The following is a 15784-nucleotide window of genomic DNA, read 5'->3' as shown; positions in this document are numbered from 1 at the left end:
CCGCCTCTACAGGAAGCCGGTCAGGCCGGTGGTGCGGTGCGGGCCGACGGCGAGGAGCTCGAACAGGCCGTAGCCGACCTGGCCGTCGCGGGTGAAGCGGGCGAAGTTGTCGGTGATGCCGATCAGGCGGCCCTGCTGGGCCGGGTCGGTGAGGTCGACGGTCTCCCCGTCGACCTTGAGCGCGCCCTGGTACATGCCGTGGCGCCAGCCGGGGTCGAAGCCGTAGCCGGTGCCGACGCCGAGGTGGGCGGTGACGAGGATCTCGGCGGTGATCTCGGGCAGCTTGTCGTCACGGCGGGTGAACCGGATCGTGCCGGACTTCGGGACGCGGGTCCCGGGGTGGAACTCGATGGTGAAGTCGGGGCGGCCGAGCTGTTCGGCGGGTTTGCCGGTCTCCTCGGGCCAGAGGAGCAGGGCCTCCTCCAGGGACCGGTTGCCGGCCTCGTCCTCCTGGACGATCACCATGACCGTGTGGTCGGCGAACTGGATCGGCAGGTACAGCCAGAACAGGGTGTGGAAGTCGGCTGGCCGGCCGGCGGGCTCGCCCTCGCCGCTGGGGCGGATCCCCCAGGAGCGGTCCCGGGTGCCCCACCAGCGGTCGGGGGTGACCTCGGTGGTCTGGCCGTCGACGGTGAAGGTGCCCGACCAGCGGCCGGTCTGGGCGAGCCGGCAGGCGTCGACGATGACCCGGTTCGCGGCTCCGCGCAGGATCTGGCGGGGTTCGAGGGTCGCCGGCATGGCGCTGGTGAACGTCAGGTCCAGCGACAGGCCGTGGTCGTTCGGCTCGACGACGAACCGCAGCCGGCGCAGCCCTTCGACGACCTCGACGCGCAGCGGCCCGACGCTCGTGTCGAGCCGGTCGGCGCCGAGTTCCTTCGAGGCGCGCACGACGCGGTGCTCGTCGCCGCGGCGCAGCAGCGCGAACGCGTCGGCGGTGCCGAGGTTCGGGTACTGGCCGAGGCCCAGGACCAGGAAGGTGTCGCCGTCGTGGGAGCCGCAGTTGAAGTAGTAGCGGTCGTAGAAGTTGCGGTCGGAGGTGGCGACCTCGCGGACCGGCGCCGGGATCTGGTGGACGGGGTAGTCGTCGAGCGGCGACAGCACGAGGGACGCTCCTGGGCGGGTCTCGTGGCGCCCGCCCGAGGTGGCGGGCGCCGGCGGGCGGGGACGGACGGTGGGCCGGCGCCCGCGCGGACCCGCGGTGGCCGGCCCGCCGGGCCGGTCAGGGGCCGGTCGTCGGGTGGGGCCGGTCAGCTGGCCGGGGCGGCCGAGGGCACGGTCGTCGGCGCGGTCGCTGGCTGCCCGGTCCGCGCGGGCGGCGGCCCGGGGGCGGGCAGGCCGAGCAGCGTCGCGAGCATCCGGCTCACCGTGTTGTTCGTGATCATGTCGGTGGTGGGGTCCATCATCCCGAGCTCGACGAACATCACCATGATCCGCAGCATGATGACGGCGAAGCGGTAGGCGGCGAAGACCTCGTAGTAGTCCAGGTCGCGCACGGGCCGGCCGAGCAGCTGCTCGTAACGGGCGATGGTCTGCTCCCGGGTCGGGAAACCGTCGAGGCGGGGCACGTCGCAGCCCTCGCTGTGGTGGCGGTCGAGGAACAGGAACCAGGCGAGGTCGGTCTCCGGGGCGCCGAGCTCGGCCATCTCCCAGTCGAGCACCGCGGCCACCCGGAACGCGTCGTCGAACAGGATGTTGCCGATCCGGGCGTCCCCCCACAGCAGCACCGGCGGGTCGGGCTCGGCGGGCTGGTGGGCGCGCAGCCAGTCACGGGCGGTGGCGAGCGGCTCCGGCGGGGTGTCGAACACCTTCGCCCCCGCCCAGTCGAGCATCTCCTCGTAGTAGCGCAGCTGCTGGTCGATGCCGGCGCGGCCGCGGCGCGGGCTGTCGAGGAACCCCAGGCCCAGCGTGCGCGGGTCGAGCCGGTGGACGCGGGCGAGCGTGTCGACGCCGCCCCACCACATCGCGGCCCGGTCGGCCGGGGTGATGTCGTGCACCCAGCCGGACACGTGGTACGGCGGGTTGTCGTTCGGCGCCCGGCCGTCGACGGCGCCCATCACGAAGAACGGGGCGCCCAGCACCGACGGGTCGCGTTCGTAGCCGAACAGCTCGGGTACGGGCAGGTTCTCGTCGACGCCGGTCAGCGCGACCATGACCTGGTACTGCTCCTCGAACCGGGGTTCGAGGAACACCTGGTAGACGGTCGGGGCGATCCGCAGCACCATCCGCCGGACCACCCGCTGATCGCCGTCGCCCCAGGTGGCGTCGAACAGGTGGGTCTCGTTGGAGAAGCCCAGCCCTTCCGGGCTGGTCAGCGGCCCGACCGTCACGCCGTCCTCGGCGCCGGCCAGCCGGAGGGCCAGCCATTCCGCGAGATGGGCGCGGACTAACTCGGGGTCGCGTTCCGCGGCCTGCACACCGATCCCCTTCCTGCCGTGAGACCGTGATCCAGGTCACGGGAAAACTGAAACCCGTTCTAACCCCGTCCCGTGGTCGTGTCAATCACCCGGCACGCCGGCGTTGGTCCCGACACCGGCGCGCGCCGGCCTCGCACGCGCGACCGGCCACCGGCCTCGACCCGGAACACCGTCCTCGCCCGCGGCGCGCTTCAGGACGCCCGCGCCTCACCCCTCACCTCAACCGGCAGACGACAGCGCTCCTCGGCAGCGCGGGCTTGGGCCGGTGGCAGCTTCGCCGGCGGGGATGCCGAGGGCGGCGGCTGCCCACATCTGGCGCATTCGAGCTTCTGCCGGTTGGTCGACAGGTGGACCCAGGCGCGCATGGCGCCAGTGACAGACAGCAACATGCGCCGCAAGATCCCTGGCGGGTCGGACGCGCACTGCTCCCACTCGGCCTCAGGATCTGACCGCGCTGGAGATCAATATCCATGGCGATGATCTCCGGCCTGGGCAGCGGTAATAGTCGAAAAAAGGAATTGGGTCACAGACGAAGATATACTTGAGCGCCCGACCGACGGTGGCTTCTATTACACCTTCGACCAGGACATCCAGAACGCCATCGGCACATCGGCCCTGACCGACCCTGTCTAGCAGGGGATCGACCGAACCTGAAGGACGGCGGAGTGGTGGTGAACCTAGGCCGGAAGTTCGACGTCACCACCACTCCGCTGCTCCCTTTCACCAACTGGCAGTTCACCCCCGCCGAGAGTTCGGAACTGCTGAGAACAGCGGCCTCGAAAAGGGGCTGGGGTGACTCCCGGTCGATCACCGGCGAGTTCGACGACGACGCTCCGCCCCGCCCCTGGACGGCCTGGATCCCGGAACAACCCCCGCCGCACGCCGACCCAGAGACGGTGACTGTGGCTCACGCCATCTCCGCCGGATTCGAGCCAGGACGGACGTTCGGCGTCTATCCGGTATCCGAACTGAACAGGACCGCGGCACGGCCGGGCGCAACACTCCGCAAGGATGCGCGCCTACCCGGTGGGAGGCTGATCGGACCGACGACCGACCCCGCCTGGCTCACCCGACTCCTCGCCCCCAACCCCCACGCCGTCGCCCCGTGGGAGCACCCGGTCGACCGGGTCGAGGTGAGCCACGACGGTGCCCAACTACTGCTCTCCATCCGCGGCGGCCGGGGAGAGGTCCCGGCCAGCGTGCAGGTCCAGGAACTGACCGACCGTCTGGACGTGCTGATGTCGGTCGGCATCGATCCGGCCCACGCCCCGCCACCACTACCCGGCGAATTCGTCCCGTCGCCCCCGGGCAGGCGGGCCAGGGTCATCCAGGGGTCCCCCGAAAGACTCTGGCGTCTTCGCGTGACCCTGGCCCATCCCCTCGACGGCCGACCCGTCTACGATCTCGCAAACCCGGACGAAACGGCGCGGGACACGGCCAGACTGGCCGCCAGACGGGCCTGGAATAACCGGCAGCATAGGTAACTCTGCGTTTGCAACTGGTGGCAGGTTTCTCGCCGACCTTCCACGCAGGAAGCAACGATGGAGAGGCGGAGGTGATAACTGGCCAGGATCTCCTCCGAAGAACTGAACAACCGCGCGGCCGAAGGGGTCGGCGTCCGCCCGTGGATGCCGACTCCAGCAGTCCCGCAAGCCCAACCCCCGACAAGCACGGGGTCCGGGGAGAAACGGAGCAGGGAACGGCGGGACGGCGATGACCCGGCCGATCCGCTGGGATCTCATCGGCAGAACTACGACATGCCGGTCAAGTACGCCACCGCGATCCGGGTCGGCACGAGGCGATCCTGCGCCGCTTCACTCGCAACGCCTCCCACCCCGTCTACCAGGCGATGCTCGAACTCGGCACCGTCGTCTTTTCGCTGGAAGCTACAGGCGGGCCTATCCGGGCGGCGGGCTACCGCCCGGGAGACAGGGACACCGCCAGCAGCGCGGTGTCGTCGTTGCCACCCGCCGGGGCCAGCGCCGACACCGCCCGTTCGCACAGCTGCTCCGCCCCGCCCACACCCGCGGCCGCCGCGCGCAGCGCCGTCATCCCCTCCTCGACGGGCCGCTCACGGTCCTCGACCAGCCCGTCGGTGTAGAGCAGCAGGATGCTGCCCGGCGGGAACGCCACCGTCGTCTCCGGGTACGACGCCCAGCCGTCGGACAGGCCGACGCCCAGCGGCGGCCCCGCCTCCACGTCGACGAACCGCGCCTCCCCCGCCGGGGACACCACCAGCGGCGGCAGGTGGCCGGCGGAGGAGACCCGCAGCGTCCCGGCCACCGGGTCGAGCACCGCCATCGCCGCGGTCGTGATCTGCTCCTGCTCCAGCCGGCTGACCGCCGCGTCGAGCTGGCCGAGCACCATCCCCGCCGGCAGCCGGGCCGCGGCGTTCGCCCGCGCGCTCGCCCGCAGCTGCCCCATCGTCGCCGCCGCCTGGATGCCGCGGCCCATCACGTCCCCGATCACCAGCGCCAGAGTGCCGTCGTCCAGCGGCAGCACGTCATACCAGTCGCCCCCGACGAGCGCCCCCGCGCCGGCGGGCAGGTACCGCCAGGCGAACGTCACCCCGCGCACGGCCGGCATCCGCTGGGGCAGCAGGCTGCGCTGCAGCGTCAGCGCGGTCTGGCGTTCCCGCTGGTAGGTGCGGGCGTGGGCCAGCGCGACGGCCGCCCGGTCGGCGACGTCGCTGACCAGGCTCCGCTCGTCGGCGCTGAACCCGTTCGTGCCCGCCGCGCGGCGAAGCCCCAGCACCCCCGCCGTCTCGCCGTGCACCCGCAGCGGCACCGCCAGCACCGCCCCGGCGCCGCCGGAACCCGCGTCGGCGGCGGCCACCGGCCGGCCGCCGCGCGCGGCCAGGCCCATCGTCGCCTCCCGCGCCGGGTCGAGCCCGCCCGCCTCGCCGCCGGCCTGCGCCGCCAGCCGCGCGCCGCCGCCCGGCTCCAGCAGGTACACCGCGGCCTGCTCCGTCAGCGCCGGCGCGAGCAGCCCGACCAGCTCCCGCAGCGTCGCGCCCTCGTCGAGGCGGGCGGTCAGCCGCCCCGTCGCCTCCTCCAGGAACGTCACCCGCGCCCTGGCGAGGCGCTCGGCGGCCATCAGCCGCGCCCGTTCCAGCGCCAGCGCCGTCTGCGCGGCCAGCGTCTCGGCGAACTCCCGGTCCTCCAGGCCGAACAGCCGCGGATAGTCGAACGAGAACCGCAGCGCGCCGAGCACCTGGCCGCCCACGGCCAGCGGCAGCGCGCACAGCGACACCGCCCTCGGCTCCAGCAGCCGCAGCCCGGGGAAGCGGCCGTGCCGTTCCTGCACCGACTCCAGCCACACCGCCCGCCCCTCGCGGATCGCCTCCGCCGCCGGCAGGTCGGCGTCGCGGCGCTCGGCGCGCAGCTGCGCGACCAGCTCGTCCGGGTAGCCGACCGCGCCCGGCACGGCGAGCAGGTCACCGTCGCGGGGCACCAGCAGGCTGCCGCCGCTCGCGCCGAGCGCCGTCACACCCTCGGTCAGCACGACCTGGGCGACCTGCTCGGGTCTCGTCGCGGCGGCCAGCGCCGCGGTCACCGCCTGCAGCCGGGCGCCGCGTTCCGCCGCGCGCCGCGCCTCGGCGACCTCCTCCAGGGTCCCGAGCAGGTGCTCCTCGAAGGTCGGCGTCACCGGCGCCGGCTCGCCGCGGCTCGCGGCGCGCAGCTGCGCGACCAGCGACGAGATGTACCAGTGGCGAAACGCCCAGTGCCGCGGCGGGGACTCCAGCGTCAGCAGCCGGGCGGCCCGGGCATACTGGTCCGCGGCGTCGAGCGCGTCCAGGTACTCCTCGGCGGCGTCCGCCATCGACAGCGGCAGCGCGAGCCGCAGGCTGGTCCGCGCCGCGCCGGCGGAGGCCGCGGCCAGCGCCTGGCGGCGGATCTCCTGGCGGGCCTCGGCGAACCGGGTGGTGACCACGGAGATCAACCGGGCCAGCGGAGCCGCGACCGTGCCGCTTTCCCCGCTGGCCGCCCCGCCGGCGGCCAGCGTGAACTCGCGGACCAGGTTGTCGACGTGGCTCTTCGCGTCCAGCAGCAGATCCGTCGGCACGTCCGGCAGGGTGACCGGGTAACGCGCCGGCCCACCCGCCGCGGCCGCCCGCAAAGGCAACGCCCGCACGGCGGCGGGCCCGTCCGCCGGCTCGTCGGCCACCCGTCCGGCGGCGGGCGGCGCGCCGCGCACGGCCGGGGCGACGTCCGCGAGGTCGAGCTCCGCCCAGACGACCTTCCCGCCGGCGCCGTCGGAGCTGATGCCCCAGCGGGCCGCGAGCGCGTCCACGACCAGCAGCCCGCGCCCGGTCAGCGCCTCCGAGCTCGCCCGCGGCCGCACCGGCTCCACCGGGCTCGCGTCCGCCACCTCCACCCGCAGCCGCCCGCGATCGGCCACCAGCCGCAGCGTGACGGGTGGAGCGGCGTGCAGCAGCGCGTTGGTGAGCAGCTCGACCGCGACCACTGCGGCATCCGCGCGTGGCTCGCGGCGCGACGTCACCCCGGCCACGGTGGCCGTCACCAGCCGCCGCGCCCTGGGCACGGCGCGCACATCCGCGTCCGGCAGGCACAGGTCCACCAGGACCTCGCCGCTCGTGGCCCGCGGGTCCGGCCCCACCCGGTCACCGGCGTCGCCGGACAGGGCCTGCCGAGGATCAGGCTGAGCCCCTGCGGTCCTGTCGGTCACGCGCGTTCCCATGCTTTCCGGGCCTTCGGGGTTCTTGGGCCAGCCTGTGGGAGGCTACCCGACAGTGACCAGGCGCAACCGTTCCAGACCCCGCCGGAACCCGTGCCACACCCCGCCCGACCGGCTGACACCGCGGCGTTGCCCCGCCCGGGCACTGGCCCGGCCGGAGGCTCCTCGCCGGCCACGGTGACCTCGGTGACCTCGGCGGCGACGGCGACCCCAGTGGGCATGGCGACGTCAGCGGCCACGGCGGCGGGCATCACGGGCCAGCTGGGCCTGACGGGCGGCGAAACGGGCCCGCCGGGCCCGCTGGCGGGCGTCGCGGCAGGCCCGGCACTGGGTGTCCTGCGCCGGGGCCGCGCCGCAGGTCACGCACACGACCGCGCCACCGGACCGGCCGGCGGCGGCCAGCGCCTCCGCGCGGAACTCGTCCACCGCGCGCCGGCAGTAGCACGTGGGAACGGGTCCGCCCAGGCCGGCGACCGGCCCGGAGCCCCCCTCGTCGGCGACCGCCGCCGCCCCGCCCTCGCCCGGGGCGGCGCAACAGGTCACCCACACGGCGGTCGGCCCGCCGCCGAAGTGCGTCGACCACGGATGCCCGCACAGCCCGCACAGCGCGGGCGGCGTCACCGGCGCGTCGGAGTCGGCCACCTCACCAGTCGACCACGCCGACCCGGCCGCGCGCACCGACCCGCCCCGCCTTCCCGGCCCGCGCCGCGCCGGCGCGGCGCCCGGTCAGGACTTGCGGAGCTGGAACGAGCCGCACCCGGCCCCGTCGACCCGGCCCGACAGCCGCTGGTCCGGGGTCTCCTCATAGGTCCCGGACAGGCCGACCATCTGGTAGCCCGCGGGCTGCTCGAGCCAGCGCTCACCGGACAGCCGCAGCCGGGTCGCCTCGAACACCCCGGTCATCAGGTAGGACCCGCCCGGCACGCCCGGGTTGTCGGGAGCCGGCGAGAACGTGAACACGGCGACCACCAGGCCGGGCGCCGCCGGCAGCGGGACGAGGTCCAGCCGCAGGGCCGTGACCCCCTGCGCGCAGGTGTAGGTGCCCGTCCACCGGCCGGCGAGCAGGTCCGTGCGTCCCGGATGGCCGGGCAGGTTGGGCCGCGCCCCGGCGACGCCGCTCACCGTGACGACCGGAGTCGGTGACGGCGTGGGCGACGGCGCGGAGCCGTCGTCGTCGAGCGCCGTGGTGATCCCCGCGCCCGCGAGCCCCGACAGCGCCAGCGCGCCCGCCGCCACGGGCACGAGCCAGCGCCGCCGCCCCCGCGCCCGCCCGTGCGGCGGCGGGCCGGCGGCCGGGAACGGACCATGACCGTCACCCGGGTAGGCGCCGGGCGGCGGAACCCCAAACGGCGACCAGGACGAGGACGCCGGCCCGCCGCCCGACGGCCAGCCGGTGGGCCCCGCGGCTGGCCACGCCCCGACCGCGCCGTTCCCGGCCCCGGCGACGGCGGGCGGCGTCGCCGGTGGTGTCGCCAGCGGCGCCGGCGGCGCCGGTGGGGCGACGGCGGCCGGCACGGGCGCGAGCGGACGCCAGACCTGGCCGAGGACGCGGGCCGTCACCGCGCCCTGGTCGGACGCGTCACCGACCAGCGCGGCCAGCAGCGCCGCCGCCGGCGGCCGGGCCGCGGGATCACGCGACAGCGCCACCCGCAGCACCTCGGCCAGCCGCGGCGGCACCCCGGACAGGTCCGGCGTGACATGCATCGACCGGATCAGCAGCACCTCGGCGCTGCCCGTCCCGAACGGCGCCCGGCCCGTCGCGGCGAACAGCACGGTCAGCCCCCACGCCCACACGTCGGCCGCGGGACCGACCCGGCCACCGACCTCGGCCTGCTCGGGAGCCAGATAGCCGGGGCTGCCGACGATCGCGCCCGCGCGGGTGACCTCCGCGCCCGCCGCCCCGCCCGCGGCGCCGACCGCCGGCCGGGCCATCCCGAAGTCGATCACCCGCGGCCCGGCCGGGGCGATCAGCACGTTCGCCGGTTTCAGGTCCCGGTGCACGACACCGGCGCGGTGGATCGCGACCAGCGCCTCCGCGAGCCCGACCGCGAGCGCCTCCACGGTCGGCCCCGGCAGGCTGCCACCCGCCGCGACGACCTCGGCGAGGCTCGGCCCGGCGACGTACTCGGTCGCCAGCCACGGCCGGGGCGCGTCCGGGTCGGCGGCGAGCACCCGGGCGGTGCAGGTCCCGGCGACGGCCCGCGCGGCGGCGACCTCCCGGCGAAACCGGGCCCGGTAGTCCGGCAGCGCCGCCACCCTGGCGTGGATCAGCTTCACGGCGACGAGCCGCCCGCCCGCCGCCGCCTCCACCCCGCCGCCGCCCGCCCCGGGGCGCCGTAACGCCTGCGCGAGGTCGACCGTGGCGGTGTCGTCCGCGACGCCGAGAAACACCACACCCATCCCGCCGGCGCCGAGCCGGGCGGTCAGCTGGTAGCCGCCCACCCGGGTCGGGTCTCCGGCCCGCAACGGTGCCAGCGGCATCCAGCGCGCTCCCCTCGTCCGGTGACGCGGCCGACCACGGACGTCCCCGCGCCGCCCGGCGGCCCCGTACACCACCGGCGCGCGGCCCGGGACAGGGCGCCAAGCCGCGAAGATGACGCCAGTATGTCTGGTTCCGGTCGCGGGTAGGAAACCTCAGAAGTCACGCAGACCCACCGCGCCTGGCCCCGGACACCCCGCCGCCGGCTGGCACGATGAGGCCACGGGATGTGCTCCAGGCCCAGCCCGGGTACCGGCCGGGCCGGCATCCGGACACGGCGGGTCTGGTCGTCCGACACGGAAGGCGGCGAGGTGCCCGGCGCAGCACTGACCATCAACGAGCTGTCCAAACGATACGGAGACATCGTCGCGCTGCGCGACATGACCTTCGACGTCCGCGCCGGCGAGCTGTTCGGCTTCGTCGGCAGCAACGGCGCCGGCAAGACCACCACCATGCGCATCGTGCTCGGTGTCCTGGCCGCCGACGCCGGCGAGGTCCGCTACGACGGGGTCCCGCTCACCTTCGACGTCCGCCGCCGGATCGGCTACATGCCCGAGGAACGCGGCCTCTACCCGAAGATGCGAGTCGGCGAGCAGCTGGAGTACCTCGCCCAGCTCCACGGCCTGAGTGCCGCCGCCGCCCGGACCGCGACCCGCCAGTGGGCGGCCCGGCTCGGCATCGAGACCCGGCTCGGCGACGAGGTGCAGGCCCTCAGCCTCGGCAACCAGCAGCGCGCCCAGCTCGCCGCCGCCCTCGTGCACGACCCGGCCGTGCTCGTCCTCGACGAGCCGTTCTCCGGCCTCGACCCCCTCGCCGTCGACGTGATGAGCGACGTGCTGCGCGAACGAGCCGCCGCCGGCGTGCCCGTCGTCTTCTCCAGCCACCAGCTCGACCTCGTCGAACGGCTGTGCGACCGGGTCGGGATCGTCTCCGCCGGCTCCATGGTCGCCATCGGCCCCGTCGACGAGCTGCGCGCCGGCGGCGCCTCCACGCTCGTCGTCGACGCCCCCGACGCGCCGGCCGGCTGGGCCGACACCCTGCCCAGCGTGCTCAGCACCGGCCGCGACGTCCGCGGCCGCACCGAGCTGCGCCTGGCCGCCGGCGCCGACGACCAGCAGGTCCTGCGCGCGGCGCTCGCGACCGGCCCCGTCCGCGAGTTCGCCCACCGCCGCCCCTCCCTGGCCCAGCTGTTCCGCGAGGTCGTGACCCACGAGCCGCCCACCCCCGCCGACCCGCCACCCCCGGCGACCCGGCGCGGCCGGGCCCGGTGGAAGAAGGAGGGACGCCCATGAGCGGCGCGACCGGGCTCGACACCGACCCGCCCACGACCACCCCCACCGGGCCGCCCGCCCCGGCGACCGGCCAGGACGCGCCGCCACCGCCGACGACCCGCCGCGTGCTGTGGCTCGTGCTGAGCCGGGAGGTCTCCACCCGGCTCCGCTCCAAAGCCTTCAAGATCATGACGCCGCTGTTCGTCGTCGCGCTCGTCCTCGGGATCGGCGCCGCGTCCCTGTTCGCCGGCGGCACCTCGACCAGCACCGTCGGCTTCCTGCCCGCCGACGCCACCGCGGCCGCCGCGCTCGACGCCGCCGCCGACGGCGCGGGCGTCGACCTGCGGACCGTCACCGTCCCCGACCCCGCCGACGCCCGCGCCCAGGTCCAGGACGGCGACCTCGACGCCGCCGTCGTCGCCACCGGCGCCGACGGCCTCCAGGTCGTCGTCCGCGAGGAGCTCGACGACGTCACCGGCGCCCTGCTCACCGCCGTCGCCCGCGGGCAGGCACTCGACGCGCAGATCACCGCGCTCGGCGGCGACCCCGCCCAGGTCCAGGCCGCCATGGGCGCCGCCGGGGTACACGTCGAGGCCCTCGACCCCGCCGACCCGCGCCACGGGGCGCGCATCGCCCTCGGCGTCATCACCGGCATCCTGCTCTACATCTCGCTGCTCATCTTCGGCCCGACGGTCGCCCAGGGCGTCGTCGAGGAGAAGTCGAGCCGGGTCGTCGAACTGCTCCTCGCGACCGTCAAACCGTGGCAGCTGATGGCGGGCAAGGTCCTCGGCATCGGACTGGTCGGCCTGTCCCAGCTCGTCCTCTACGCCGCCGTCGCCGTGCCGATGGCCCTGGGCACCGGAGTGCTCGACCTGCCCACCTCGGTCGCGCTCGGCTCGGTGACCTGGTCGCTGCTCTGGTTCCTGCTCGGCTTCGCGCTCTACGCCCTGCTGTTCGCGGCCACCGGCGCGCTCGTGTCCCGGCAGGAGGACGTCGCCGGCGTCACCACCCCGATCATCATGATGATCATCATTCCGTACGTGGTCGGGGTCTCCGTGCTGCCGTCGGACCCGGACAGCGGTCTGCTCGACGTCCTGTCGGTCGTCCCGCTGTCCGCACCCCTGATCATGCCCATGCTGATCGCCGCCGGCACCGCGCCCGGCTGGCAGATCGCGCTGGCCGTCGCGCTCGCCGCCGCCACGATCGCCGCCCTCGTCCGCCTCACCGGCCGGATCTACGCCGGCGCGGTCAAACGCACCGGCAGCCGCATCCGCCTCACCGACGCCCTGCGCAACCGCTGACCCACCCCCACACGGCCGTCGGGCCGGTGGCGCCCCGAGGTCGGGGTGCCACCGGCCCGACGCGTCAGCTCCAGGCCTGGCCGCGGCTCAGGAACACACCAGCTCCTTGTCACCCATCTGGCGGAGCTGGGCGCAGTAGCTCTCCCGGGACACCATCCAACGGCCGTCCACCAGAACCGCCGAACCCGAGCCGCCGACCGAGCGGCGGATGTTCGGCGACGACGACGCGTACATGCTCTTGATCGCCGGCACCGTGTCATCGATGAAACTGATCGTGTAGCTGAGCTGGACCGACGTCGGGCTCAGCCGCCGCATCGACGAGAAACTGATCTCCAGCGTCTCGACCAGCTGGGGATACCGGTCCCGCGCCCGGTGGGCGAGCTCGATCAGCTCCGCGCCGTCCTGCACCGCGGCGAGCCACGCCTCGTCGGTCTCCTCGCCCGCCCCGTACACGACCGAGAACGCGGCCTTGACCTGTTCCACCGTCGCCGGGTCCACCCCGCCCGGGTCGCGGTCCAACCTCAGCCCCTCGGCGATCCCACGGATCTCCGCCCAGTCGATCGGGGTGACGTCCCGCGTCGAGACGCCCAGCAGCGGGCCGTCCGCGCCCTCCCGCCAGTACAGGCCACCCTCGTAGCGTCCCTCGACGGTGCCGCTCGTCTGGAACGCCTGCTGGCCGCGCACGGTCGTCTCCGTCGCGCCGGTGCCCAGGACGCTCTTCAGGTCACCGTTTCCCCCGAAGGCGGCCAGGTCCGGCATCCAGTTGACGCCCACCTCGATCGTCGACGCCTCCTTGCCGTCCGGGCGCATGAACGTGCTGGAGTAGCTCGACTCGTTGTAGCCGAGCAGCATGGACACCTGGCTCATCGGGCCTGGGAAACCCTGCCCACCGTTGCCGTCCCGGACGTGCACCGTCCCGGCCGGCAGCCAGGTGACCGTGATCCCGCCATACGTCCACGGCACGGCGTCCACCAGCGGCGCCGGCGTCTTCGCCGGGACGATCGACCCCTTGTGCCCCGTGCCGCCGAGCAGCCCGGCGGGGATCGCCACCCCCGCGACGACCGCCGCCACCAGCGCCGCCACCCCGGCCGCCCGCAGCCGCGCGGTACGCCGCCAGGCCCGCGCCCGCACGGACTCGGTGAACCACGGGTCGACGGTCAGCTCCGGCAGCTCGGCCCGCGCGGCCCGCAGCCGCGTCTCCAGATCATGATCGATGACGCTCACCGCGCGTTTCCCTTCTCCTGCCGCGCCTCACGCGCCGCGACGACATCCGGCGACGCGCCAGCCGGCGCCCGCTGCCCGCCGTGGCGCCCCCCGGCCACCGGCCGCAGCCGCGCCGCCCGCGCCCCCGGCACCGGCACCGCGACATCCGGAACAGCCCTGACCAGCACGATCTCCGCGTCGGCCTCGGCATCGGACTCGTTCGTCAGCACATCCGGCACCCCCGCCGGCACCCGCGGCGCCGCCCGCACCGTCGACGGCCCGTCGAGCAGATGGCTGTTCTCCCGCAGCCGGGCAAGCCCCCGGGAGGCCTGGCTGCGTACCGAGCCGACCGAGCAGCCCAGCGCCGCGGCCACGTCCGACTCGGACAGGTCGTCGAGATAGCGCAGCACGATCACGGCCCGCTGCCGCGGCGGCAACGTCCGCAGCGCCCGCACCAGACCATCCCGCAGCGACAACGCCTCCGCGTGATCGGCGACCGGCACCTCCGGAGAACCAGGCCGGCCCTCGGTGACCAGCGGCACCTCTGCGACCCGCGCCCGCAGCCGTCGCCAGCGGCTGGTCGCGCCGTTGACCAGCGCCCGGCGTACGTACGCCTCGGGGTGGCCTTCGCTGACCTTCGGCCAGTGGCGGTAGGTCCGCTCGAACGCCCCCTGCAGCAGGTCCTCACCCGCGGCCCGATCACCGCCGACGAGCAGCACGGCGCTCAACAGCAGCCGGTCCGCCGATCTGCCGACGAACTCCTCGAATGCCCGTTCCTCATCGTCACGCACCCCTCGCCTCCCGGCTTCCGGACGTCTGCGCCTACACCCCCATCAACGCATCCAGTCCCGGCAACGATGAGCCCACACCCGACCACACCGGGCCACACCGGGCCACACCCACCATCGCCAACAGCCAAGGAGCCAGACCACCGGCGAAGCCGGCAAGAACCGGCGGGTCAGAGCAGGTTGCGCGGCCCGGGACCAAACCGGGCGGCCTGGTCACCGGGATTGACCAGAGCACAGCGGTCGAACGACAGGCAGCCGCAGCCAATGCAGTCGGTGAACCGGTCGCGCAGCCGTTCCAGCGCCCGGATCCGCTCGTTGAGCACCCGCGCCCAGTCCTCCGACGCCCGCTCCCAGAACTCCCGGCCAGGAGTACTGTCCGCGGGCAACCCGGCGAGCACGTCACCGATCACCGACAACGGGATCCCGACACTCTGCGACGCCCGGATGAACGCGATCCGACGCAGCGTGCCCCGGCTGTACCGACGCTGGTTGCCAGCCGTGCGCCGAGACCGGATGAGCCCCTGGCTCTCGTAGAACCGCAGCGCCGACGGCGCCACCCCACTACGCGCCGCCAGCTCCCCGATCGTCAGCTCAGGCACGGGCCTGGCCCGCGGCGACCGGCCGCCACCGGGCGCCTCGCCACCCCGACCCGCCTCCTGGACGGCCGCCAGGCCTGCCTCGCCAGACTCCGGGGCCGGCCCGGCCGGCGGAGCCACCCGAGGGCCCGGCGGCCTCGGACCGGGGACGGCGGAAGCCACCGGATGGCAGATCGGGTCACAGATCGGGTCACGGGCGGCCGGTGCCGCCGCCGGACCGGCGTCGTTCGGCGTCACGAGCGCCACCGTACCCGCGGCCACGGCACTGGACCTCAACCTTTGTTGAAGTACCAGGCTGGCGGCAGCCGGCGCCACACCCCTCCCGCCACCGCCGGCCGGCCGGCACATCCCCCGGCCCGCGGGGAACAGGAGACCGGATGCGCATGTGGGACGACCAGCTGCGACTCGCCCTGATCGTCGCGAGCGTGCGGGAGGGCCGGTTCGCCACGACCGTCGCCGACTGGTTCGCCGGCGAGGCCACCACCCACCCGGACTTCGACGTCGACGTCATCGACGTCCGCGAGGCGATGCGGACGATGGTCAAGGACGACCCCGCGGTGCACTCCGGCGCCGTCGAGCTCTCACCACGCCTCGGTGTCGCCAGCCGACTCGACACCGCCGACGCCTTCGTCGTCATCACCCCCGAGTACAACCACAGCTACCCGGCGGCACTGAAGATCCTCATCGACGCCCACCACGTCGAATGGGCCGCCAAACCCGTCGCGTTCGTCGCCTACGGCGGCCTGTCCGGCGGGCTGCGCGCCGTCGAGCACCTCCGAGCCGTGTTCGCCGAACTACACGCCACCACCCTGCGCGACACCGTCAGCTTCCACGGCGCCCGTGCCCGCTTCGGCCCCGACGGCCAGCCCCACGACCCCACCGGACCCACCGAAGCCGCCAAACTCCTGCTCGACCGGCTCGCCTGGTGGGCCCACGCGCTGCGCGCCGCCCGCGCCACCCACCCCTACGCCGCCTGAACCCGCCCCACTCTCGCTCCACCGGCGCCCGAGGATCCACGAAGATCACCACTGGCC

General features: G+C 74.7%; 12 protein-coding genes and 1 pseudogene. 5 read left to right on the top strand and 8 right to left on the bottom strand.

Translation table 11 applies throughout. The features are described from left to right. Positions 1–6: 6 nt before the first annotated feature. Entirely contained in the window at positions 7–1101 is a 1095-nt protein-coding gene (locus I6A81_RS11870; protein ID WP_203005098.1) for a hypothetical protein, read from the bottom strand. Positions 1102–1247: 146 nt separating this feature from the next. Further along, positions 1248–2414, bottom strand: coding sequence for a phosphotransferase family protein (locus I6A81_RS11865; protein ID WP_203005097.1), 1167 nt, complete (start codon positions 2412–2414; stop codon positions 1248–1250). Positions 2415–3079: 665 nt separating this feature from the next. Between I6A81_RS11865 and I6A81_RS11860 the strand changes: the two genes are divergently transcribed. Then, positions 3080–3898 carry a hypothetical protein gene (locus tag I6A81_RS11860; RefSeq protein WP_203005096.1) on the top strand — a complete coding sequence of 273 codons (819 nt, stop codon included), beginning with the start codon at positions 3080–3082 and terminating at the stop codon, positions 3896–3898. A 226-nt stretch (positions 3899–4124) separates the two neighbouring features. After that, positions 4125–4278, top strand: a pseudogene (locus I6A81_RS46495) (Tn3 family transposase); the annotation flags it as partial. A 50-nt stretch (positions 4279–4328) separates the two neighbouring features. On the opposite strand, the gene I6A81_RS11855 reads toward I6A81_RS46495, so the two are convergent. From I6A81_RS11855 to I6A81_RS11845, 3 genes are all read right to left on the bottom strand, one after another. Beyond that, on the bottom strand, positions 4329–7103 hold the full coding sequence (locus tag I6A81_RS11855; protein ID WP_307874613.1) for a SpoIIE family protein phosphatase: 2775 nt from the start codon (positions 7101–7103) through the stop codon (positions 4329–4331). A 237-nt stretch (positions 7104–7340) separates the two neighbouring features. Then, the gene (locus tag I6A81_RS11850; protein WP_203010179.1) at positions 7341–7754 is read right to left on the bottom strand and encodes a hypothetical protein; all 414 of its coding nucleotides are present in this window, start codon (positions 7752–7754) and stop codon (positions 7341–7343) included. 84 nt (positions 7755–7838) lie between these two features. Then, positions 7839–9593 carry a serine/threonine-protein kinase gene (locus I6A81_RS11845; RefSeq protein WP_203010178.1) on the bottom strand — a complete coding sequence of 585 codons (1755 nt, stop codon included), beginning with the start codon at positions 9591–9593 and terminating at the stop codon, positions 7839–7841. Positions 9594–9902: 309 nt separating this feature from the next. Here I6A81_RS11845 and I6A81_RS11840 point away from each other — a divergent pair, with 309 nt between their 5' ends. Both I6A81_RS11840 and I6A81_RS11835 read left to right on the top strand, forming a co-directional pair. Beyond that, entirely contained in the window at positions 9903–10883 is a 981-nt protein-coding gene (locus I6A81_RS11840; protein WP_307874612.1) for an ABC transporter ATP-binding protein, read from the top strand. Next, positions 10880–12163: an ABC transporter permease gene (locus I6A81_RS11835; RefSeq protein WP_202998611.1), complete on the top strand. Its 1284-nt coding sequence runs from the start codon at positions 10880–10882 to the stop codon at positions 12161–12163. The genes I6A81_RS11840 and I6A81_RS11835 overlap by 4 nt, the downstream gene beginning before the upstream one ends. 87 nt (positions 12164–12250) lie before the next feature. On the opposite strand, the gene I6A81_RS11830 is transcribed toward I6A81_RS11835, so the two are convergent. From I6A81_RS11830 to soxR, 3 genes are all read right to left on the bottom strand, one after another. Then, positions 12251–13387 (bottom strand): hypothetical protein, encoded by a 1137-nt coding sequence (locus I6A81_RS11830; RefSeq protein WP_202998612.1) that lies wholly within the window; start codon positions 13385–13387, stop codon positions 12251–12253. Continuing rightward, positions 13384–14157, bottom strand: coding sequence for a SigE family RNA polymerase sigma factor (locus tag I6A81_RS43225; protein ID WP_307874611.1), 774 nt, complete (start codon positions 14155–14157; stop codon positions 13384–13386). The genes I6A81_RS11830 and I6A81_RS43225 overlap by 4 nt, the downstream gene beginning before the upstream one ends. Before the next feature lie 167 nt (positions 14158–14324). Further along, a complete protein-coding gene (gene soxR / locus I6A81_RS43220; RefSeq protein ID WP_307874610.1) occupies positions 14325–14753 on the bottom strand; it encodes a redox-sensitive transcriptional activator SoxR in 429 nt (142 codons plus the stop codon). A 380-nt stretch (positions 14754–15133) separates the two neighbouring features. Here soxR and I6A81_RS11815 point away from each other — a divergent pair, with 380 nt between their 5' ends. Next, positions 15134–15727 carry an NADPH-dependent FMN reductase gene (locus I6A81_RS11815; RefSeq protein WP_202998797.1) on the top strand — a complete coding sequence of 198 codons (594 nt, stop codon included), beginning with the start codon at positions 15134–15136 and terminating at the stop codon, positions 15725–15727. The last annotated feature ends 57 nt before the right edge of the window (positions 15728–15784 follow it).

It is taken from the genome of Frankia nepalensis (genome assembly GCF_016786325.1).
GTDB classification, from domain to species: domain Bacteria; phylum Actinomycetota; class Actinomycetes; order Frankiales; family Frankiaceae; genus Pseudofrankia; species Pseudofrankia nepalensis.
This window is presented reverse-complemented; position numbering and strand designations above follow the sequence as displayed.